Source organism: Flavobacterium sp. LPB0248, from assembly GCF_013388355.1.
Lineage (GTDB): Bacteria > Bacteroidota > Bacteroidia > Flavobacteriales > Flavobacteriaceae > Flavobacterium.
In genome coordinates this window covers 1106615-1129793 of sequence record NZ_CP058246.1, presented here as the reverse complement: position 1 = coordinate 1129793, position 23179 = coordinate 1106615, and the positions used below count along the sequence as shown (strand labels likewise).

The following is a 23179-nucleotide window of genomic DNA, read 5'->3' as shown; positions in this document are numbered from 1 at the left end:
ACATTAGTTAACAGTCCACATTTCGATATATTTTTGCGCAATTTTCACAAAGCGATGTTCTCTCTCAATAAAAGCTCTCGCACGTTTTCCAATGGCAATAATTTCGTGTGGATTTTCAATTAAAAAAGACAACTCATTTACCAGATCATCTACGTTTGGAATGGCGTTTATGCACACTTTTTCAGAAAGATTATATTGCGCGGTAAATTCTTTTTCGGCGCCTGTAAAAACTACTTTCCCTTTTGCCATTGCTTCCAGTGCATTGTAGCCTTGATCGTACGCATAAACCTGATCCAGCAAAATATGACAACTACGGTACAGATTGATATATTCAGCATAAGGAACGCTTCGAACTGTTATAATTTCTACTTTAGAAGCATATTTATGCTCGATTATTTCTAACGCTTTTTCAAAATAATCATTTCCTTTTTTTAAATAATTCTCATTATTGATTCCGTGAAAAATGATGATTTTATTAGTGATTTCTAACGGCTTAAAAAGAAGTTTATCAATATTAATTGGATTCGGAATCATTCCTAAATATTTTTCATTTCCTTTTAATGGAAGATGGTAATCTAAATCTGTAGCAATAATTCCACGAATGTTTTTATAGATAAACTGATGCAGTTTGAAAAAAGCTTTTTCTCGGAATTTTAAAACATTTCCAAAAGATTTTTTATCAATTTTATGATTAAGATATAACGGAATTACAGATTTAAAATCAGGATTTTCAAAACAATATTTCACATTCAAATAATCGTAACCTGTACTTAAAAGAAATAGTTCCTGGTTGTTTTTTAAGAGGTTTGAAATGATTTTTTTTTCAAAATAATAAGTGCAATAAAAGCTGTTTTCGTTAATCAGCTGTACAACATCAAAACCAGAACATTGTTTTTTGAATTTTAAAAATTGTCTAAAGGTTAGATACGAACTAATATCAAATCCAGAGATTTTATAAATTCCAATTTTTACTTTTTTCAGAAAGCCAGAATCCCATTTTTTTTGAATAGGAAAATCAACAGGAAAATTTTTAAAACCATCATTGTGACCAATAATAAAAACTTCATGTCCTAAAGCCTGCAAACCATCTTTTAGAGAATTGTGTAAATGGCTGTATTCGCCTACCAGTAAAACTTTCATTTATATGTATATTTGACAAATATATTTACTTTTTCGCTTAAAAACATGAATAAAAAGAAAGTTGCTATTGTTTCAATTTCCTTAGGAAAAGGAGGTGCAGAACGTTTTGCTGCTTTGCTTACTTTTATGTTAGAAAGTTCTGGTTTTGAAGTTCATTCTATTGTTATTAATGATGATGTAGATTATGAGTATACAGGAACTTTATTCAATTTAGAAAAAGAAAGTTTAGGTTCGTTTTCTGTTTTTAGAAAATTAAGAAAAGGGAAATTGCTAAGAAATTATTTAGTCCAAAATAAGATTGATATTGTGATCGACAGCCGGCCTAAAAATGTTTTATTACGCGAATTAATTACGAACTTTATTTACCGCGATTCAAAAGTCTATTACATTGTCCATAGCTTTAATTTTAAGGATTATTTTCCTTCTTCAAAAATTTGGTCGCGAATACTTTATAAGGACGTAAATACTGTGATCTGCGTTTCAAAAACGATTGAAGAAAAAGTGAAGAAGTGGTATGGATTTGAAAATACAATTACAATTTACAATCCTTTTTTTATTGCTCAAGAAGAATTGAAAAAAGCAGTTTTAGAACCGCAAAAAATAATCTTATATTTTGGACGATTTGAAGAAAAAGTGAAAAATTTCACCTTGATGTTAGACGCTTTTTTGCAATCAAAAATATATGAGAAAGGATATCGTTTGCATTTAATGGGATCTGGAGATGATGAAGATTTTATCCAACAGAAAATAAAAACTTTGAATTTAAATGATTATATAAAAATTCTTCCCTTTAAACCAACACCTTTCGATGAGGTTCGTGAAGCAAAATTTACGATTTTGACCAGTAAATACGAAGGTTTCCCTTTATCAATAGTAGAATCTTTGGCATTAGGAACGCCTGTTATTGCCGTTGATTGTAATTCTGGACCGCGAGAAATTATTCAGAATGCATTTAATGGTTTATTGGTCGAAAATCACAATTCTGAAGCTCTTGCTCAAGCAATGAATCGATTTGCAGATGACGCCGAATTGTATCATTTTTGCAAACAAAATGCTGCTGAAAGCGTAAAACATTTGTCTTTAAAACCTATTTCAGATCAATGGAAAAATCTTCTAAATTCTCAATAATGACAAATATTTCAGACATTCAATTGATTGAAATTCCTAAAATTCAGGATCGAAGAGGAAATCTTTCGGTTGTAGAAGGCAATACAATTCCGTTTGTTTCTAAAAGGGTATATTATTTATACGATATACCAAGCGGAAGCAAAAGGGGAGGACATGCACATATTGAACAGCAAGAATTTTTAATCGCTTTGAGCGGTAGTTTTGACGTGGTTTTGAAAGACGGAAAAAGTATAAAAACAATTACACTAAATAAGCCAAATGTAGGTTTGCTTATTGTTTCTGGAATTTGGCGTGAACTTAAAAATTTCTCTTCAGGAAGTGTTTGTCTTGTTTTGTCTTCTGGCGAATTTAGCGAAGAAGATTATATTCGAGAATACAAAAAGTTTCGATTATTTAAAGACAGATGATCCAATTCCTAAATTTGCTAAAAAGGTTTTAAAAGAAATTAAAAAACGTAAAGCGAATGCAGGTAAAAGCAACAAAGTTCTTTTCATCCAGCCAATTTTTTTTAAATCAATTGGATTGTAATAGTTGTAAAAAAGTTGCTTTTCTCCAGCTAACTTGCTTTTTACAGTAAGTGAAAAACGGTTTAAATCTAAAAAGTATTTTAGGTCTAAATTTGTTTTTTCGACCTCTTCAAATTTCGAAAAATCAATGTTTTCTTTTACATTGTTTATTTTAGATAAACTTTTAGAATCGTAAACATAACGTGCCAAAATTTTCCATGAAAACACAATTGGATAAATTAGTCCAATTCGAATCCATAAATCAGTGTCTTCGCCACTTTTAATTTTGGTGTCAAATTTTCCAATTTCTTGGAAAACAGATTTATGAAAGACAGAACTAGAAGTCCAGAGAACAGATTCTTTTATACTGGATTTAAAGTAATTTATAATTTCAAATTCTTCATTTGTTTTGAGAATAGAATACTCTGCCGGAATTATTTTTTTTGAAGTATCAAATTCTATAGCAGCAGAAAACACTTTCTGGTCTGGAAGTTTTGAAATATTGGTAAACATAGTTTCCAAAAAAGTTGGATACCAATAATCATCTGCATCAAGAAAAGTAATGAAATTAGAATTTGCTTTTTCGATTCCGTAATTTCTAGTTGCAGAAGCACCTTCATTTTTTTTGCTAAAATAATGGATTCTAGAATCTTTAAATTGAAGTAATTTCTCTTCGCTTTTATCCGTTGATCCGTCATTTACAACAATAATTTCGAAGTTCTGAAAAGTTTGATTCAAAATACTTTGAATCGTATTTTGAATGAAGTTTTCTTTGTTGTAAAGCGGAATTATGATTGAAAAGAAAGCCATTTATTTTGTTTTAAGAAAACAGTAATAACCTAATTTGTAAATGTCAAACAGAAAAAGCGAAGGTTTGTTTGAAAGCAAATTTCGTTCAATTTTTTGTTTCGATTTTTTAAAAACTAAATTAAAAATAGAAATCAGTTTTATTTTTTTTAAGAAGTCAAAAGAACCAATGATTTTACTTTCGTTTTTCGATATCTTATTCAAATAATCTAAAAGAACTAGATTTTCTAATGCAGTTTTTGTTTTGTTTAGAAATAAACAGGAAGATTCTAAATTTAAATGAAAAACAGGATTTTCAATATGTTTAATCTCAATTTGATTGGATTTTAAAACGGTAAAAAAAAGCAGATCTTCATAACCATATTTTGTTAGATTTTCATCGAAAGGGAAGTGATTAAGAATTTCTTTCTTTATCAATAAATTAGAAACCAATGCAGTATTTGATGGGTTTTTATTTCTTTCTGATAGACTTAGGGCTTCTCTTTTTTTTCCATAAATCCAGCGTAAAATTTGTTCTGGGAGTGGCTTTTTATTTTCATACAAAAGTCCACCAAAAACAATTTTGTTTTCTATTTCTGAAATATATTTCGAAATAAAATTACGGTGGACAGGAATAGTATCGGCATCCAGAAAAAGCAGATTTTCATAAACTGCTTTTTGAGCCAATAGATTTCGGATTGCGCTTCGTCCGATATTTTTTTCTAAAATAGAATAACAGGTATTTTCGAATTGATTAATTCTTTGGTTTTCTATAGTAAACTCTTGTGAAGCATCGTCCAGACAAATAATTTCAAAAGGAATATGGCATTCTAAAGTTTGCTCATATAACGTTTCTACAAGAGCAAAAACATCATAATTGTAAACCGGAATTAAAATAGAAAGCATTACACGCTTCTTTGCACCACTTCGAAGATTCTTTCATCTTCACATTTTAATGTTTTCGATGGGAATTTCATTAATAAAGCATAATCGTGAGTTGCCATGATAACAGTTTTACCTGCAGCATTGATTGCTTTTAGTACTTCTAATACTTCAGAACTGGTTTGAGGATCAAGGTTTCCTGTTGGTTCGTCAGCTAAAATAAACTCTGGATCGTTAAGCAATGCTCTTGCAATCGCAACACGTTGCTGTTCTCCGCCAGAAAGCTGATGGGGCATTTTGTTCATAAAGTCTTTCATGCCTACTTTATCCAAAACTTCATCAATTTTGTGCTGCATGGCTTCTTTTTCGACCCATCCTGTAGCTCTTAAAACAAAAAGCATATTGTCTTTGATTGAACGGTCTGGAAGTAGTTTAAAGTCTTGAAATACGATTCCGATTTTACGTCTTAAATATGGAATGTCGTTTTCTTTTAAAGTAGCCAAATCAAATTCAACAATATGTCCTTCACCTTCAATTAACGGTAAATCAGCATATAAAGTTTTTAGGAAACTACTTTTTCCAGAACCGGTTTTCCCGATAATGTAGATAAACTCACCATGGTTAACATCTAGGTTAATATGAGATATAATTTTTCTTCCTTCTTGATATATAGTGACTTCTTTAAGAGATAGTACGGTTTGTGACATAATAAAATTGGTTTGAATGGTAAAAGTAATAAGATAACGCTTGTATTCAAAATAAATTTCAATCATTTCTTAAGAAAAGTTCTAGAAAAAGGACGAAAATTTAAATCGTATAATCAGCCTTAGTTCATTTTAATTAATATGTCAAAAGCTCCTAACTTAGAATAACTTATAATGTCTCTTATGGTTCAGATTCCTTTTTTATAATGCTCTTAAATGTTTAGTATCGAATATTTGTTCATAATAAAACCTCAAAACGTTTCGTTATAAACCGTATAAAATGATAAATTTGAATACTAAATATTATTACAATGCGTAAACTTTCCAGGTTCTTTTTATTCCAAATTATCCTTACCTCGACTATAGCCTCGGCACAAAAATCGGCTATTTATACTTACGAATTAAAGGATTTTGACAAAGCACTGGCTTTATATAATGACAAACAATACGCTTCGGCTCAATTGATTTTTGAAAAAGTAAAAAACAATACTACAAATGAAGAAGTACAGTCTGACTGTGCTTTTTATATTGCTAATTCTGCCATAAGAACCAACAAAGCAAATGCTGATGCTTTGGTGGAACAATTCGTAAATGATTATCCGACAAGCACCAAACAGAATCAGGCTTACATTGAGGCTGCTCAATTTTTCTTTGAGCAGGGAAATTACCCAAAAGCATTGCAATGGTTTGATAAAGTAGACGAAAGTTACATGAGTAAAACCGAATCGGATAAGTTTAACTTCATGAAAGGCTACAGCTATTTTAATGCTAAAAAGAAAAAAGAAGCCACCAATTATTTTAATAAAGTTGTCAATTCTAAAGAATATGGTTCTCAAGCCAAATATTACTTAGGTTTTATGGCTTATGAAGGCGACGATTATAAAGAAGCTACCAAATATTTTGATGAGGTTTCGGGCGAAGAAAAATACAAAGAAAAACTGTCGTACTATCAAGCCGATATGAATTTCAAATTAGGAAATTTCCAAAAAGCAATTGATTTAGGTTTGGTAGCCATGAATAAATCAAACGATATTGAAAAATCGGAACTGAATAAAATTATCGGAGAAAGTTATTTCAATTTAAAACAATACGGAAAAGCAATTCCGTATTTAGAGCAATATGCAGGCAAAAAAGGGAAATGGAACAACACCGATTTCTATCAGTTGGGTTATGCATATTATGAGCAAAAAGAGTACGAAAAAGCAATTTCTCAATTCAATAAAATTATTGAAGGAAAAGATTTTGTTGCGCAGAATGCCTACTACCATTTAGGATTAAGCTATTTAAATACAGGAAAAAAGCAGGAAGCTTTAAATGCTTTCAAAAATGCTTCAGAAATGGATTTTAATGCTCAAATTCAAGAAGATGCAGCTTTAAATTATGCTAAATTGAGTTATGATATCGGAAATGCATATCAAGCTGTTCCAGGTATTTTATTGGATTTTCTTAAAAAATATCCAAATAATTCAAGCCGTGCAGAAGTAGAAAAATTATTGGTGGATTCTTATATTTCTTCTAAAAACTATAAAGAAGCTTTGGCTTTATTAGAGAAAAACAGAACTGCTGAAAACAAAGCGGCGTACCAAAAAGTGCTTTTTTATCACGGATTGGAATTGTATAACGAAAATAATTACCAAGAAGCGGGTAAAATGTTCAAAAGTGCTATCAGCGAACAAAAAACACCTGAGTTTACAGCTCGTGCTACATTCTGGAAAGCAGAAACAGAATATCTAAACGATGACATGCAGAATGCTTTGTTAACGTACAAGCAATTTGCTGGAATGGCTGCGGCAAAATCTACAGACGAATATAAAAACATCAATTATAATATTGGCTACACCTATTTTAAACTGAAAGATTACGATCAGGCAGCAAATTCTTTTCAAGCCCAGATTGATAATTCGCCTTCAGATAAAAACCGTTTAAACGATTCTTATTTACGTTTAGGAGATTGTCGTTTTGTAACTTCAAAATATACTGCGGCAAACGAAGCATATTCAAAAGCAATTGCTGCAAAGGGCGTAGATGCGGATTACGCACAGTTCCAAAAAGCACTTTCTTTTGGGTTTATGTCGAAACATGATAAAAAAGTAGAGGAATTGAATAATTTCCTTCAGATGTACAAAAAATCATCTTATCGTGATGATGCTTTGTTCGAATTAGGAAACACTTATGTCACGGAAAAGAAAAACGATCAGGCAATTAAAACTTACGATCAATTGATTTCGGAGTTTAAAAACGGATCTTTTACTTCAAAAGCAATTTTAAGACAAGGTCTTATTTATTATAATTCTGATCGTGACGAACAAGCTTTAACAAAATTCAAAAAAGTAGCTGCCGAATTTCCAAAAACTCCGGAAGCTCTTGAAGCAGTTGCCACAGCAAGATTAATCTATGTAGATTCTGGAAAAGTAGACGAATATGCAACTTGGGTTCGTACATTAGATTTTGTTGCCGTTACAGATGCTGAATTGGATAATGATACTTACGATGCAGCTTTTAAACAATACAGCCAAAATAATTCGAAACAAGCAATTACTGGTTTCGCGGGTTATGTGTCTAAATTCCCGAACGGAATGCACGCATTGGAAGCTAATTTCTATTTGGCACAGCTGACTTATGCAGAAGGTTCTGAAACGAAATCAATTGCTAATTACCAATTTGTAATTGATCAGCCTAGAAATGAGTTTACAGAGCAGGCTTTAAACAGATTGGCTCAGATTTATTTGAAAGCTAAAGATTGTGATAAAGCAATTCCAGTTTTAACCAGATTGGAAAGTGAAGCCGATTATCCTCAGAATAAAACTTTCGCACAAGCAAACCTGATGAAATGTTATTATGATAAAAAGGATTATGACAATTCTGTTATCGCTGCCGATAAAGTTTTGGAAAATGCAAAATCTGATGCTGGAGTAAAAGCCGATGCGCAAATTATTGTAGCAAGAGCAGCAATTCAAACAGGAAATGAAGATAAAGCAAAAACAGCTTACGCTAAATTATTGACCACTTCTAAAGGTGAATTAGCTGCAGAAGCGTTGTATTATGATGCGTATTTTAAAACGAAAGAAGGAAAATATGATGCGTCGAATACTGCCGTTCAGAAATTAGCAAAAAGCTATTCGGCTTATAAATATTATGGAGCAAAAGGTTTAGTGTTAATGGCGAAAAACTTCTACGGATTAAAAGACAGTTATCAGGCGACTTATATTTTGGATAACGTAATCAACAATTTTACAGATTATCCAGATGTTGTAGAAGAAGCGAAGAAAGAATTAACAACAATTAAATCGGAAGAGTCTAAAACAAATTCGTCGATTAATAAATAGTTTAAGTAGTGAAAAGTGAAATGTTTTCTGTGAAATAGAAAATAACGAAAAACATTTTACATCTCACAAATCACATTTTACAAGAAAAAACAATGAGTTTACCTTTTTATATAGTTGATGTTTTTGCTGATAAAAAATATGCTGGAAATCAGCTGGCGGTTTTTATGGATGCAGAAAATCTAAGTACAGCACAAATGCAACAGATGGCACGTGAAATTAATTTTGCAGAAAGCACATTTGTAACTAAACTGGATAAAGCCAATAACAAAGCAGAAATTAGAATTTTTACCCCAGCTCACGAAATGCAATTTGCGGGACATCCAATAATTGGGACTTCTTGGGTTTTGATGAATAAGATTTTTGAAAATTCGCCTAACGAAATAAAATTAGAAGTTCCTATTGGACCAATTGCAATTAATAAAACCGAAGATTTGATTTGGCTAAAAGCAGCTCAGCCAAAGTTTTGGGACACTTTTTCTAAAATAGATTTTACTTTTTTCAGCAACTTGAAAGTAAGTGATTTCGAAAATCAGTTTCCAATTCAGGAAGTCACAACTGGAAGTGCTTTTGTAATGGTTGGATTAAGCAGTAAGAGAGCTTTAGAAAATTTGGTTTTGGATAAAGATAAAGCTGATGAATGGATGAAACAGCATTGCAAAACAGATCATAGAGGTTTATACTTTTATTATTTAGAAGGAGAAAAATTGTTTAGTAGAATGTTGTGTATTGAACATAATCAATTGGTAGAAGATGCCGCAACAGGAAGCGCTAGTACTTGTTTGCAGGCCTTTTTATTAAAATATCATAAACCTGAATTTGAATTGACAAATCATCAAGGAGATTACATTGGCCGTCCGTCTGAGATCTATTTTGATGGGAAACTAAACGGAGAGCAATTCGACATTAAAATAGGAGGAAAAGCTCAGTTTGTGGCTAAAGGAGAGTGGGAAGCTTAGAAATTAGATAATTGAGATAATTAGAAAATTAGATAATGTAAAAAGTGAAATGTGAAAAGAAAGATGTAAATGTGAAAAGAGAATATTGGTTGAAAACACATTTTACATTTTACAAACAACATTTTACACAATAATATAAATATGAAATTAAACTGCCGACATAAAATAATCATTTTGTTAGTGTTATTTGCTGCTCAGTTTTCGATTGCGCAAAAGAAAAATGAAACCATTGGAACCGAAACTGTAAACGTAGTAAAACCTTATTCGCCGACTATTTCAGATGCTTTTAAAGTGAAAGAAACGCCTTCGCTTGACGATAGCGGTAATCAGCCGAAAGAAGTTATTAAATACAGTATTTTGTCTGTTCCTGTGGCTTCTACTTTTACGCCTTCAAAAGGAAAAGCAGAAGGCGTTGAGAAGGCTAAAAGAGAAAAACTGTTTAATAATTATGCGACTGTGGGAGTTGGAAATTATGGTACTTTAAACGGAGAATTATTCGTAAATCAGGATTTAGGGAATAATGATTATGTGGCGGGAATGTTTCGTCATCACTCTTCTCAAGGCGGAATTAAAGATGTGGAATTGAATGATGAATTTTACGATACTGCAATAAATGTTGGTTACGGTCAAAATAACAGAGATAATAACTGGAACGTTGATTTAGGATATCAAAACCAGATTTATAATTGGTACGGACTTCCATCAGATTTTGGCTCTACAATTCCAGATCAGCGTTATGATTTGGTAAACAGCATTAATCCGGATCATTCTTATAATACAATTTGGCTTGGCGGAAATGCTGAATTTACAGAAAGTATTTTTAGTAAGCTTTCTGCGAAATTTACTCATTTTTCAGACAGTTATTCTTCTTCAGAAAACAGATTTTATGTAAAGCCGACTTTTACTGTTGATGTAATGGATCAGGCAATTAAAACTAATGTAATTGTAGATCACGTAAGCGGTTCTTTCAAAAATAATTATTTCCAAGATAACACAGAAGCTTTAAAATACAGTTTTACCAATGTTGGAATTGAACCAAGTTTTGTGATTAATGAAAATGAGTGGACATTAGAATTAGGAGCTGGAATTTACTACAGTGCAGATTCTGAAAATAGCGGCAATAAATTCTATTTCTATCCAAAGGTAAATGCTTCTTATAAATTAGTTGGCGATTTAATGATTTTCTATACTGGAGTAAACGGAGGTTTAAATCAGAATTCTTATGCCGATTTTGTGACCGAAAATCCGTTTTTGTCTCCGACATTAAACATGCGTCCATCGAGCACACAATACAATGTTTTTGCTGGATTAAAAGGGAAACTGGCGAACAATGTAAATTATAACGTGACTGCTTCTTATTTAAATGAAAAAGACAAAGCGCTGTTTAAAGCAAATGATTACACAGAAGTAGTTACAAACGAAGATTATGCTTTCGGAAACTCGTTTGGAGTAGTTTATGAAGATATTAGAACGTTCCGTTTCTATGGAGAATTAAAAGCCGATTTTTCTCAAAATGTAACTTTTGGAATCAACGGAACTTTTAATAGTTACAATACTGACAATGTGGTTGAAGCTTGGAATTTGCCAACAATGAAATTAAGTTCGACTTTAGACGTTAATATTACAAAGCAATGGTACGCAGGATTGAATGTGTTTTATGTTGGAGAAAGAAAAGATATGCAGACAAATACTTCTTTAGGAATCGATGCTACGCCAATTACCTTAAAAAGCTATTTTGACGCGAATGCTCATGTAGGTTATAAATTCAATGAAAGATTAACGTTTTTGTTGAAATTGAATAATATAGGAAATCAAGCTTACGAAAAATGGTTGAATTATCCTGTACAAGGATTCCAAGTTTTAGGAGGCGCAAATTATAAATTTGATTTTTAAGAGATCTTTGCCATAAAGATACTTAGGCACAAAAACATTTTTAAATGAATGTGCCTTTTTTTTTCAGCCATGAACTCATGAATTTTTTGGAGTAGATTCGTGAATTCGTGGCTGTTTTTTTTAATTTTATAAAATGGAAATTAAATTACGTCAAGAAAATAAAAACGATTTTGAAAGTGTTTTTCATTTGATTGAAAAAGCTTTCGAAAAGGAAGAATGCAGCGACCATAAAGAACAGTTTTTGGTAGAAAGACTAAGGAATTCTGAAGCTTTTATTCCTGAATTGTCAATCGTTGCCGAAGTGGATAATAAAATAGTCGGACATATTTTATTTACTAAATTGCAGATAAAAAATGAATCGCAAACCTTTCCTTCATTAGCACTTGCTCCAGTTTCGGTTTTACCTGAATTTCAAGGAAAAGGAATAGGTTCTAAACTCATTTTGCATGGACATGAAATCGCAAAAAGCTTAGGTTACAAATCGGTTATTTTATTAGGACATCAAGATTATTACCCGAGGTTTGGATATGAACTTTGTAGAAAATACAATATCAAAATGCCGTTTGATGTTCCGGCTGAAAACTGTATGGTTATCGCATTAACGGAAGATGCTTTAAAAGGGATAAGCGGAGAAGTAGTATACCCAAAAGCTTTTTTCGAATAAAAATTTAGACCAAGAAAGAAAACCTTTGCACCTTTGTCCCTTAAAACCTCAGTACCTTTAAAAAAAATGACTTTCAAAGAAAAAATATATTCTCACTACACTCAAATGGTTCAAGATCGAATAGATGTTTTTAAAGACATGATTTCGGGCTTGACCGAAGATTCAAAAAATGATGCCAAAGGTTCTGCAGGCGATAAGCATGAAACGGCTTTGTCAATGATGCATATCGAGCAAGAAAAATTGACTAATAAATTAAAAGAAGCTTTAGAGCAAAAAGCAATTTTAGATAAGATAGATCCGCTAAAAACGACAGAAAATATTGTTTTAGGAAGTTTGGTGAAAGCAAACGGAATCTATCTGTATGTTAGTGTTGCACTTCCTAAAATTACAATTGACGGAATTAATGTCATTGCGCTTTCTCCACAATCTCCTTTGGGGAATCATTTAATGGGCAATAAAGTTGGGTTTCAGTTTGAAATAAACAAGACGCATTATACTATTCAAAGCGTTGAATAATGTATTGGTCTATAAACAACTTTGTCAAAGTTTCAAACTTTGACAAAGTTCTCTAAAGATTAGACATAAAGTAATTCCACACAGTTTGTCATCCTGACGAAGGAAGGATCACACTAGAAACTCGATAAAGATTGGCGAACTAGCATTTGGAATTACTTGTGTGATCTTTCTTTCGTCAAGATGAGATGTAAGACTCAAAATCTAGGCAACACTAGATAAACAATAATTTCAGAACAACTTTCTATCTCTTCTTTACGAATCTTTCATTTGTAATGGAATAACTCAAAAATTAACTCAAAAAACTGCTTAAAACTTTCAATTTTCAACCAGTTTTATAGTCAAAATTAAAATTTTCAAGTTTTAAGCTCATTTTTACTTCTAAATTTTACATTTTATATGTAAAAATCAAATTATGGTTTTAAATTGTAATTGAAATCAATGTTTATGTTTTTCAATTATAACTAATATCACATCTTTGCCCTATCAAATTAAAATTTAAAGAATTAAAATATAAAATTATGTGTGGAATTGTATGTGCCTTTGATCTTAAACAAAAAGCCGAAGCGTTAAGACCTCAAGTATTAGAAATGTCAAAAATCATTCGTCACCGTGGACCAGACTGGAGCGGAATTTACAGCAATGATAAAGCGATTCTTTCTCATGAGCGTTTGGCAATTGTAGATCCAGCTTCAGGAAAACAGCCTTTATTTACAGAAGACAAAAAACTAGTTTTAGCTGCAAATGGTGAGATTTACAACCACAGAGATTTGCGTAAACAATTTGAAGGAAAATATAACTTTCAAACTGAAAGTGACTGTGAAGTTATTTTAGCACTTTACAGAGAAAAAGGAGTAAGTTTTGTTGATGAATTAAATGGAATCTTCGGTTTCGCAATTTATGATGTTGATAAAGACGAGTATTTCGTAGCTCGTGACCACATGGGAATTATTCCATTATATATTGGTTGGGATCAGCACGGAACTTTCTATGTAGCTTCTGAGTTAAAAGCTTTAGAAGGATATTGTACAAAAATCGAATTATTCCCTCCAGGACATTATTTATCAAGTAAAGACGGTGAATTTGTACAATGGTACAAAAGAGACTGGACAGAATATGATGCAGTAAAAGATAACGAAACTAGCATTCCAGAAATCAGAAAAGCGTTGGAAGCTGCGGTTCACAGACAATTAATGAGTGACGTTCCTTACGGAGTTTTACTTTCTGGAGGTTTAGATTCTTCTATTACTTCGGCTGTAGCTAAGAAATTTGCTCAAAAAAGAATCGAGTCAGATGATACTACAGATGCGTGGTATCCGCAATTGCACTCTTTTTCTGTTGGATTGGAAGGTTCTCCAGATTTAGCTGCAGCAAGAAAAGTAGCAGATCATATCGGAACTATTCACCACGAAATTAAATTTACAATCCAAGAAGGTTTAGATGCAGTTCGTGATGTAATTTACAACTTAGAAACGTATGATGTAACTACAGTTAGAGCTTCAACTCCAATGTGGTTAATGGCGAGAGTGATCAAATCTATGGGGATCAAAATGGTTCTTTCAGGAGAAGGAGCAGATGAGTTGTTTGGAGGATATTTATATTTCCACAAAGCGCCAAACGCTAAAGAATTCCACGAAGAAAACGTTCGTAAATTAGGAAAACTTCACATGTACGATTGTTTACGTGCAAACAAAAGTTTAGCAGCTTGGGGAATCGAAGGTCGTGTGCCATTCTTAGATAAAGAATTTATGGATGTTGCAATGCGCATCAACCCACAAGATAAAATGATCAACAAAGAGCATCCGATGGAAAAATGGGTTGTTCGTAAAGCTTTTGAAGATATGCTTCCAGAAAGTGTTGCTTGGAGACAAAAAGAGCAATTTTCTGATGGAGTAGGATACAGCTGGATTGATACTTTAAAAGAAGTGGTAGCTAGAGAAGTTTCAGATGAGCAATTAGCAAACGCTAGATTCAAATTCCCATTGCAGACTCCAACTTCAAAAGAAGAGTATTACTATCGTTCAATTTTTACAGAACATTTCCCAAGTGATGCTGCAGCATTATGCGTTCCTCAGGAGGCAAGTGTAGCTTGTAGTACAAAAATTGCTTTGGAGTGGGATGAAGCTTTCAAAAACTTAAACGACCCATCAGGAAGAGCAGTAGCAAATGTTCATGATGATGCTTATGTTAAATAATTAAGAGTTTAATTTTTAGAATTAGTATATATATTGCCGAAAGACGTTCTTTTATGAGAGCGTCTTTCTTGTCTAAAAAAGTTTCTGTTTTTCAATGTATTAAAATAATTTTTTTTGGTAATCGATTGAAATTTATTTCATATTGGACTTTCATCGAAATAAAAGTTAAACCATGAAATTTTAGGATGTAAAATGTAGGAAAGCAGAAAATAATATTTAGTTTTGCTTTTAAGCGGAAATTTTAATGATTTTTTAATGTACAGTTTATTTGAGGCTGGTACATCAGAATAAAAATAAAAAATAAAATAGTATGTCTGGATTGTTAGCCGTTATTGGCAAAGGAAAAGACCCCAAGCTTGTAAAAGAACTTTCTGAGAGAATGTCACATCGCGGACCTGATGAAAGCGATATTCATATTATGGAAAATGGCAGTATACTTTGTCATGAAAGTCTGTCTATAATTGATCTTAATTCAGGAAAACAACCTATTCAAGGAACGAACAAAGCTTGGATGGTTCATGATGGAGAGATTTATAATTATCAGGAACTTAAAGAAACCATTTTAAAAGATCATACTTTTAGAACCGAATCAGATTCAGAGGTAATTGTACACTTGTATGAAGAATTTGGATATGATTTCTGTAACAAATTGGATGGCGATTTTGCCTTTGTTGTAATTGACGGTGATAAATATATTGCGGGTCGTGATCCGATTGGAGTAAAACCTTTGTATTATGGTTTGGATGAAAGAGGACGAATTTATTTTTCGTCAGAAATGAAATCTATTGCAGATCAGTGCAAGTCGTTTTCTACTTTTCCTCCGGGACATTATTATACGGCAAAAACAGGTTTTGTAAAATACTATCGTCCAGAATACGAAGATCATAAAAACGCAACTCATGCATTAGATTTAGGGTTGATTCGTGAAAGTTTGATTCAAGCTACAAATAAACGATTATTAGGCAATGTGCCTTTAGGGACTGTTTTGTCAGGAGGTTTAGACACTTCGTTGATTTCTTCTATTGCTTCTCGATTGCTGAAAGAAAAAGGACAAAAATTGCATTCGTTTTCTATCGGATTAGATGCTGAAGCGCCTGATAATATCGCAGCAAGAAAAGCGGCAGAATTTTTAGGAACAGAGCATCACGAAATCCATTTTTCTGTTGAAGAGGGAGTTAAAGCATTAGAAAAAGTAATTTATCATTTGGAGACATACGATATTATTTCTGTAAGATCTGGTGTTCCTATGTATTTGCTTTCTAAAGCGATTGCTGATCAAGGCATCAAAGTAATTCTTTCTGGCGAAGGAGCCGATGAGGTTTTTGGAGGGCATTTGTATTTTAGAAATGCACCATCAGAAGAAGAATTTCAAGATGAAACGATAGAAAGAGTTCAAAAGTTATTTACAGCTGATTTGCTTCGTGCAGATAAAACGACAATGGCAAATGGATTAGAAGTTCGTATTCCATTTTTGGATACAGAATTTTTAGATGTTGCCATTCGAATAAAAACAGAAGAAAAACAGCCAAAAACTTATGATGGCGTTGAGAAATACATTCTAAGAAAAGCTTTTGATACTGAAGATGCTTATTTACCGTCGGAAGTTTTATGGAGACAAAAAGAGCAATTTTCTGATGGAGTAGGATATAAATGGGTAGATGAATTAATTGAATATTGTGCTTCGCAAGTTACAGATGAGCAATTAGCTGGTGCAAGTGCCGAATTTCCGTATAATTCGCCAACGACGAAAGAAGCGTACTTATATCGATCAATTTTTCATAAATACTATCCACAGGTCAGCGCGGCGCAAACCGTTCGTAAATGGATTCCGAAATGGCAAGAAAACCTCGATCCGAGCGGACGAGCAAATGCAGCTCATTTAAATGGAAATTTTGAACCTGTAAAAACTACTGTTATTGCTTAAAAAATGAAATTCCAAATTCGAAGTTGGAATCGATATAGAAAAACCGAAATGCGTTAAAAATGCATTTCGGTTTTTTGATTTTAAAATTTCAAAGCTAGAATTTGGAATTTTAGAAAGAGTTGGTTTTTTGCGTTATTTCCATTTTTAGAATTTGGAATTTCAGAAAATTGGAATTTAAATTCATTTTTAAGTCTATTTTTAGGTTTTTCAGACAATTGTGTTGATAACTTAAGTGCTTTAAGTCGTATTTTACTGGGTATATAGCTCGCGTTTTTATATATTTGCGTGTTAGACATTAATTACATTTTTAGAATAAATTATATGAGCGAAGAAATCAAGAAGAACAATTATTCAGCAGATAGTATTCAGGCATTAGAAGGGATGGAGCACGTAAGAATGCGTCCGTCGATGTATATTGGTGATGTAGGGGTTCGAGGACTACACCATTTGGTTTACGAGGTTGTTGATAACTCTATTGATGAGGCCATGGGAGGACATTGTGATACAATTAGTGTCGCAATAAACGAAGATGGTTCTGTTACAGTTGAAGATAATGGTCGTGGTATTCCAGTTGATTTGCATAAAAAAGAAGGTGTTTCTGCACTTGAGGTTGTAATGACAAAGATTGGTGCTGGAGGTAAATTCGACAAAGATTCATATAAAGTTTCAGGAGGTTTGCACGGAGTTGGGGTTTCTGTAGTAAATGCCCTTTCTGTTCACATGAAATCTACTGTATTTAGAGAAGGTAAAATTTATGAGCAGGAATACGAAAGAGGTAAATCTTTATATCCAGTAAAACAAATTGGAGAGACTGATAAACGAGGAACTCGCCAGACTTTCTATCCAGATGATACGATCTTTACTCAGACTACTGAGTTTTCATATGATACACTTTCAGCGCGTATGCGTGAGCTTTCTTTCTTGAATAAAGGAATTACAATCACATTTACAGATAAGAGAGAAGTGGATGAAAAAGGCGAATTCAGAAGTGAAGTATTTCATTCTGATGAAGGTCTTAAAGAATACATTCGTTACTTAGATGGTAACCGTGAGCCAATTGTTTCTCACGTTATCAGTATGGATAATGATAAAGGCGAAATTCCAGTTGAGGTTGCCTTGATTTACAATACAAGTTATACAGAGAATATTTTTTCTTACGTAAATAATATCAATACTCACGAAGGAGGAACGCACTTACAAGGTTTTAGAAGTGGTTTGACAAGAACGCTTAAAAAATATGCTGATGCTTCTGGTTTATTAGATAAATTAAAATTCGAAATTTCTGGAGATGACTTCCGTGAAGGATTAACAGCAATTATTTCGGTAAAAGTATCTGAGCCTCAATTTGAAGGTCAAACGAAAACTAAGCTTGGAAATAGAGAGGTTGTTTCTCCAGTTTCTCAAGCGGTTGGAGAAATGCTAGAGAATTATTTGGAAGAAAATCCAAATGATGCGAAATTAATTATCCAAAAAGTAATCTTAGCGGCGCAAGCACGTCACGCAGCGAAAAAAGCGCGTGAAATGGTACAGCGTAAAACCGTTATGGGCGGTGGAGGATTGCCAGGTAAATTATCTGATTGCTCTGAGCAAGATCCAGCAAGATGTGAGGTTTATCTTGTCGAGGGAGATTCGGCTGGTGGAACAGCAAAACAAGGACGTGATCGTAACTTTCAAGCGATTTTGCCATTACGTGGTAAAATCTTGAACGTTGAAAAAGCGATGCACCATAAAGTATTCGAAAACGAAGAGATTAGAAATATCTTTACTGCTCTTGGAGTAACTGTTGGAACTGCAGAAGATAGTAAAGCGTTAAATTTAGAAAAACTTAGATATCATAAGGTAATCATCATGTGTGATGCCGATGTCGATGGTAGCCACATTTCTACCTTAATATTAACGTTTTTCTTCCGTTTCATGAAAGAGCTAATTGAAGAAGGTCATGTTTACATTGCAGCACCACCTTTATACTTAGTTAAAAAAGGAAACAAAAAAGAATATGCTTGGAATGATGTTCAGCGTGATCAGGCCAACGAAAGAATGGGAGGAAGTGCTAATATTCAGCGTTATAAAGGTCTTGGAGAGATGAACGCGGAGCAATTATGGGAAACTACAATGGATCCGAATTTCAGAACTTTACGCCAAGTAAATATTGATAGTCTTGCTGAAGCTGATCAAGTTTTCTCTATGTTAATGGGTGATGAAGTGCCGCCTCGTAGAGAATTTATCGAGAAAAATGCAGTTTATGCAAATATTGATGCATAAAATAAAAATTTAATAATTCCAATTCGTTTAATTGTTTAAATTTACTAGACAATTAAACGAATTGTCTTTTTAAAGAATAGACAAAATTAATAACCGATAAAGTATAAAATATGAAAGTTACCATTGTAGGAGCAGGAAATGTTGGAGCTACATGTGCAGATGTTATTTCTTATAGAGGAATTGCAAGCGAAGTAGTATTGTTGGATATTAAAGAAGGTTTTGCCGAAGGTAAAGCATTGGATATTACACAATGTGCGACAAATACTGGTTTTAATACTAAAGTATCTGGCGTTACCAACGATTATTCTAAAACTGCAGGAAGCGATGTAGTAGTAATTACATCAGGAATTCCGAGAAAGCCAGGAATGACAAGAGAAGAATTAATAGGCATCAATGCAGGAATTGTGAAAACAGTTGCTGAGAATGTATTGAAATATTCTCCAAATACAATTATTGTTGTAGTTTCCAATCCGATGGATACTATGACGTATTTAGCTTTAAAGGCTACAGGTCTTCCAAAAAACAGAATTATAGGTATGGGTGGAGCTTTGGATAGTTCTCGTTTTAGAACGTACCTTTCATTAGCTTTAGACAAACCAGCAAATGATATTTCGGCAATGGTAATTGGAGGGCATGGAGATACTACTATGATTCCGTTAACGCGTTTAGCTTCTTATAACGGTATTCCGGTATCGCAATTTCTTTCAGAAGAAGTATTGCAAAAAGTTGCTGCAGATACAATGGTAGGAGGAGCAACCCTTACAGGTCTTCTAGGAACTTCTGCTTGGTATGCGCCAGGAGCTTCTGTTGCATATTTAGTGGATAGTATTTTGAACGATCAGAAAAAAATGATTGCATGTTCTGTTTTTGTAGAAGGAGAATATGGGCAAAATGATATCTGTATAGGAGTGCCTTGTATAATTGGTAAAAACGGTGTAGAAGAAATTCTGGATATAAACTTAAACGATCAGGAAAAGGCTTTATTTGCGAAAAGTGCAGATGCAGTTCGTAGTATGAATGATGCCTTAAAAACGATTTTAGTATAATAAAAACGGCAAAAAAGAAAAGAAGCTGCACTTTTGCAGCTTTTTTTTTGAGATTAATTAATAAATAAATTGGTTAATATTTTCGTTAATTATATATTTGCTCGGTTTAAAAAAAAATTGGTAATTCGTGATCTCGTTTTTTTGTTTTAAAAAATCATGTCAGGGCTTATTTTATGGGACTTTAAAACAAAAACAAAAATAAAACATAATTAATTTTTAGTAATAATGCAGAATAAAGGACTTATTAAATTTTTCGCAATTCTATTTGCATTGGTAAGTATTTACCAACTATCATTCACTTTTGTGGCAAATGGTGTCAAAAGTGAAGCTAAAGCTTTTGCAGGAGATAATCCTGATAAAGAGCTGAAATATTTAGATTCTATTGGTAAAGAAAAAGTATTAAACCTTGGTTTTACTGATTTCACTTATAATGAAGTGAAAAACAAACAACTTAATAAAGGTCTTGACTTAGAAGGAGGAATCAACGTAATTCTTCAAATTTCTATTAAAGATGTATTAAAAGGTTTGGCTAATAATTCTAAAAATCCAGTTTTTAATAAATCATTAGCTGATGCATCTGCAAATTTAGAAGGAAACAAAACGTATTTAAATAAGTTTTTTGAAGCTTTTGAAGCAAATTCAAAAGGAACTGTAAAACTTGCATCTCCAGATATTTTCGCTAACAGAAGTCTTCAAGGAGAAGGTGGAGTAGACTTTCAAATGTCTGATGCGCAAGTTCAAAAAGTTATCAAAAGAAAAGTTGATGAGTCTGTAGAAAGTGCTTTTAAAGTATTAAGAGAGCGTATCGACAAATTTGGTGTTACACAGCCAAACATCCAGAAATTAGGAGAAACAGGAAGAATCTTAGTAGAGCTTCCAGGTGCTAAGGATGTTGATAGAATTAAAAAATTATTGGGTGGAAAAGCTCAATTAGAGTTCTGGGAAACTTATAAAATTGAAGAAATTGGTAATTTCTTAGTTTCTGCTAACGAGGCTTTGAAGAAAACTGAAGTTAAGAAAACTGAAACTAAAACAGTTGCTAAAGATTCATTAAATGCATTATTAACTGATGCGAAAGATTCTTCAGAAGTTAAAAAAGGAAACAATCCTTTATTTGATAAAATAATTGGTAACGGTGGTGGACCAGTTTTAGGTTACTTTGCTCCTAAAGATACTGCAACTATCAATGATTATTTTAAAAGACCTGAGATTAGAGTTTTATTGGCAGCTGACCAACACTATGCAAAATTTGTATGGAGTAAGCCAACAACTATAAAAGATCCAAAAGCTAAAGATGCAAAAAGTGCAGCTGATATCGAAGTTGTAGAATTATACGCTTTAAAAGGAAACAGAGACAATACTCCAGCAATGAGCGGTGGTGTTGTTACTGATGCAAAAGATACTTTTGACCAAATGGGTAAACCTGCAGTTTCTATGCAGATGAACAGCCAAGGTGCTAAAGTTTGGGAAGAACTTACAGGAAGAGCATTTGCTCAAAAAAGCTACATTGCTATTGTATTAGATGATATCGTATATTCTGCTCCAGGTGTAACAAGCGGTCCTATTGCTGGAGGAAGATCTGAGATTACAGGTTCATTTGATGTAGCTGAAACTAAAGATTTAGCTAACGTATTAAATGCAGGTAAATTACCAGCTTCTGCAGATATTATCCAATCAACTGTTGTAGGTCCATCTTTAGGACAAGCGGCTATTGATGCAGGTACAATTTCTTCTGTATTAGGTTTCTTATTAGTTTGTGTTTGGATGGTATTCTATTATGGTAAAGCTGGTTGGTATGCAAACCTTGCGTTATTATTAAACTTACTATTCTTATTCGGAATTATGGCAAGTTTTGGTTTTGTATTGACATTGCCAGGTATTGCAGGTATCGTATTAACATTAGGTACTGCGGTAGATGCGAATATTATTATCTACGAAAGAGCGAAAGAAGAATTGCGTGAAGGAAAATCTCTTTCTGAAGCAGTTCGAGCTTCTTACGGATGGCATGGTGCAATGCGTTCTATTATTGATGCTAACGTTACTCACGTTTTAACTGGAGCTATCTTATTTATTTTCGGAACAGGTCCTATTAAAGGTTTCGCTTTAACATTATTAATTGGTATCGTAACTTCATTGTTTACTTCTATTTTTATTGCTAGAATTTTCATTGACAGAAATATTGCTGGAAAAGGTGATTTAACTTTTTCTACAAACATTACTAAAAACTGGTTTACAAACTTCCACTTTGACTTTATCAAGATTAAAAAATTTACTTACATCTTCTCTTCAATTGTAGTTGTGGTAAGTTTAGTTTCTATCTTCTTCGTTAACGGATTGGATGAAGGTGTTGATTTTGTTGGAGGAAGAACTTTCCAAGTTAAATTTGAAAAACCGGTTGATGCAACTGCAGTTTCAGATGAATTATCCGCTGCTTTCGGTACGCCAGTTGAAGCTAAAATTTTAGGTGATGATGATCAATTGAAAATCACTACTAAATATAAAATTAAAGAAGACGGTGTCGCAATTGACGAAGAAGTAAACCAAAAATTATACGCTGCTTTACAGAAATATTTCCCAAATACAACTTACGATAAATTCATCAACTCATTTGATGGTAAAAGAGTAGGTGTGTTGCAAGCTTCTAAAGTTGGAGCTTCTATTTCTGAGGATATCAAAACTAACTCTTACTGGGCAGTTCTAGGTGCAATGGCAGTTATTTTCTTATACTTAATGGTTTCTTTCCGTAAATGGCAATATTCATTAGGTGCAATTGCAGCTGTTGCGCACGACGTAATCTTCGTATTAGGAATTTACTCTTTATGTTATAAATTTATGCCATTCCACATGGAAATGGATCAGCACTTTATCGCTGCGATCTTAACAGTAATTGGTTACTCTATGAACGATACTGTAATCGTATTTGACAGGGTGAGAGAGTTTATCATCGGAAACCGTAAAGGAAGTTTCGAAGATATCGTAAACGCTTCTATTAATACTACATTATCTAGAACATTGAATACTTCATTAATGATGATCATCGTATTATTAACGATGTTTATCTTCGGTGGAGAATCTATCAGAGGATTTATCTTCGCGATGTTAATTGGTATTATCGTTGGTACTTACTCTTCATTATTTATCGCTACGCCAGTATTGGTTGACACGATTTCAAGTGATGAGAAACACACAATTGAAGACAAACACAATAAGGCATAATTAAAAACCTTATTCTAAATAAAAAAAAAGATCCAGTG

At 32.9% G+C, this 23179-nt stretch carries 16 protein-coding genes; 12 read left to right on the top strand and 4 right to left on the bottom strand.

The genetic code is table 11. The features are described from left to right. Positions 1–3: 3 nt before the first annotated feature. Positions 4–1140, bottom strand: coding sequence for a glycosyltransferase (locus LPB248_RS04660; protein WP_177210414.1), 1137 nt, complete (start codon positions 1138–1140; stop codon positions 4–6). A 45-nt stretch (positions 1141–1185) separates the two neighbouring features. Between LPB248_RS04660 and LPB248_RS04655 the strand changes: the two genes are divergently transcribed. Next, positions 1186–2268: a glycosyltransferase gene (locus LPB248_RS04655; RefSeq protein WP_177210413.1), complete on the top strand. Its 1083-nt coding sequence runs from the start codon at positions 1186–1188 to the stop codon at positions 2266–2268. Further along, the gene (locus LPB248_RS04650; RefSeq protein ID WP_255463010.1) at positions 2268–2675 is read left to right on the top strand and encodes a sugar 3,4-ketoisomerase; all 408 of its coding nucleotides are present in this window, start codon (positions 2268–2270) and stop codon (positions 2673–2675) included. The genes LPB248_RS04655 and LPB248_RS04650 overlap by 1 nt, the downstream gene beginning before the upstream one ends. Here LPB248_RS04650 and LPB248_RS04645 read toward each other — a convergent pair. The 3 genes from LPB248_RS04645 to LPB248_RS04635 are packed head-to-tail and all read right to left on the bottom strand — an operon-like array spanning position 2658 to position 5149. Further along, positions 2658–3584, bottom strand: coding sequence for a glycosyltransferase family 2 protein (locus tag LPB248_RS04645; RefSeq protein WP_177210411.1), 927 nt, complete (start codon positions 3582–3584; stop codon positions 2658–2660). The genes LPB248_RS04650 and LPB248_RS04645 overlap by 18 nt on opposite strands. Then, positions 3585–4466, bottom strand: a complete 882-nt coding sequence (locus LPB248_RS04640; protein ID WP_177210410.1) for a glycosyltransferase family 2 protein — start codon at positions 4464–4466, stop codon at positions 3585–3587. Next, a complete protein-coding gene (locus tag LPB248_RS04635) occupies positions 4466–5149 on the bottom strand; it encodes a cell division ATP-binding protein FtsE (RefSeq protein WP_177212503.1) in 684 nt (227 codons plus the stop codon). Before LPB248_RS04635 ends, LPB248_RS04640 begins: the two co-directional genes overlap by 1 nt. Positions 5150–5457: 308 nt before the next feature. Here LPB248_RS04635 and LPB248_RS04630 point away from each other — a divergent pair, with 308 nt between their 5' ends. The 10 genes from LPB248_RS04630 to secDF all read left to right on the top strand — a co-directional run bounded on the left by LPB248_RS04630 (position 5458) and on the right by secDF (position 23141). Further along, positions 5458–8472 (top strand): tetratricopeptide repeat protein, encoded by a 3015-nt coding sequence (locus LPB248_RS04630; protein ID WP_177210409.1) that lies wholly within the window; start codon positions 5458–5460, stop codon positions 8470–8472. 92 nt (positions 8473–8564) lie between these two features. Beyond that, positions 8565–9428: a PhzF family phenazine biosynthesis protein gene (locus tag LPB248_RS04625; RefSeq protein ID WP_177210408.1), complete on the top strand. Its 864-nt coding sequence runs from the start codon at positions 8565–8567 to the stop codon at positions 9426–9428. 141 nt (positions 9429–9569) lie between these two features. Further along, entirely contained in the window at positions 9570–11321 is a 1752-nt protein-coding gene (locus tag LPB248_RS04620) for a TonB-dependent receptor (RefSeq protein WP_177210407.1), read from the top strand. Positions 11322–11454: 133 nt separating this feature from the next. Beyond that, on the top strand, positions 11455–11985 hold the full coding sequence (locus LPB248_RS04615) for a GNAT family N-acetyltransferase (protein ID WP_177210406.1): 531 nt from the start codon (positions 11455–11457) through the stop codon (positions 11983–11985). 66 nt (positions 11986–12051) lie between these two features. Beyond that, a complete protein-coding gene (locus LPB248_RS04610) occupies positions 12052–12501 on the top strand; it encodes a hypothetical protein (RefSeq protein ID WP_177210405.1) in 450 nt (149 codons plus the stop codon). Positions 12502–13019: 518 nt separating this feature from the next. Then, entirely contained in the window at positions 13020–14693 is a 1674-nt protein-coding gene (gene asnB / locus LPB248_RS04605) for an asparagine synthase B (protein ID WP_177210404.1), read from the top strand. A 310-nt stretch (positions 14694–15003) separates the two neighbouring features. Continuing rightward, entirely contained in the window at positions 15004–16617 is a 1614-nt protein-coding gene (gene asnB, locus LPB248_RS04600) for an asparagine synthase B (protein ID WP_177210403.1), read from the top strand. A gap of 321 nt (positions 16618–16938) precedes the next feature. Then, a complete protein-coding gene (gene gyrB, locus LPB248_RS04595; RefSeq protein WP_177210402.1) occupies positions 16939–18879 on the top strand; it encodes a DNA topoisomerase (ATP-hydrolyzing) subunit B in 1941 nt (646 codons plus the stop codon). Positions 18880–18989: 110 nt separating this feature from the next. Then, positions 18990–19925: a malate dehydrogenase gene (gene mdh, locus LPB248_RS04590; RefSeq protein WP_177210401.1), complete on the top strand. Its 936-nt coding sequence runs from the start codon at positions 18990–18992 to the stop codon at positions 19923–19925. Between the two features lie 225 nt (positions 19926–20150). Then, positions 20151–23141: a protein translocase subunit SecDF gene (gene secDF, locus LPB248_RS04585; protein WP_177210400.1), complete on the top strand. Its 2991-nt coding sequence runs from the start codon at positions 20151–20153 to the stop codon at positions 23139–23141. Positions 23142–23179 lie beyond the last annotated feature (38 nt).

Coding starts and splice junctions, on each gene's coding strand:
- LPB248_RS04660 (WP_177210414.1), bottom strand. CDS start 1,140: ATGAAAGTTTTACTGGTAGGCGAATACAGCCATTTACACAATTCTCTA.
- LPB248_RS04655 (WP_177210413.1), top strand. CDS start 1,186: ATGAATAAAAAGAAAGTTGCTATTGTTTCAATTTCCTTAGGAAAAGGA.
- LPB248_RS04650 (WP_255463010.1), top strand. CDS start 2,268: ATGACAAATATTTCAGACATTCAATTGATTGAAATTCCTAAAATTCAG.
- LPB248_RS04645 (WP_177210411.1), bottom strand. CDS start 3,584: ATGGCTTTCTTTTCAATCATAATTCCGCTTTACAACAAAGAAAACTTC.
- LPB248_RS04640 (WP_177210410.1), bottom strand. CDS start 4,466: ATGCTTTCTATTTTAATTCCGGTTTACAATTATGATGTTTTTGCTCTT.
- LPB248_RS04635 (WP_177212503.1), bottom strand. CDS start 5,149: ATGTCACAAACCGTACTATCTCTTAAAGAAGTCACTATATATCAAGAA.
- LPB248_RS04630 (WP_177210409.1), top strand. CDS start 5,458: ATGCGTAAACTTTCCAGGTTCTTTTTATTCCAAATTATCCTTACCTCG.
- LPB248_RS04625 (WP_177210408.1), top strand. CDS start 8,565: ATGAGTTTACCTTTTTATATAGTTGATGTTTTTGCTGATAAAAAATAT.
- LPB248_RS04620 (WP_177210407.1), top strand. CDS start 9,570: ATGAAATTAAACTGCCGACATAAAATAATCATTTTGTTAGTGTTATTT.
- LPB248_RS04615 (WP_177210406.1), top strand. CDS start 11,455: ATGGAAATTAAATTACGTCAAGAAAATAAAAACGATTTTGAAAGTGTT.
- LPB248_RS04610 (WP_177210405.1), top strand. CDS start 12,052: ATGACTTTCAAAGAAAAAATATATTCTCACTACACTCAAATGGTTCAA.
- asnB (WP_177210404.1), top strand. CDS start 13,020: ATGTGTGGAATTGTATGTGCCTTTGATCTTAAACAAAAAGCCGAAGCG.
- asnB (WP_177210403.1), top strand. CDS start 15,004: ATGTCTGGATTGTTAGCCGTTATTGGCAAAGGAAAAGACCCCAAGCTT.
- gyrB (WP_177210402.1), top strand. CDS start 16,939: ATGAGCGAAGAAATCAAGAAGAACAATTATTCAGCAGATAGTATTCAG.
- mdh (WP_177210401.1), top strand. CDS start 18,990: ATGAAAGTTACCATTGTAGGAGCAGGAAATGTTGGAGCTACATGTGCA.
- secDF (WP_177210400.1), top strand. CDS start 20,151: ATGCAGAATAAAGGACTTATTAAATTTTTCGCAATTCTATTTGCATTG.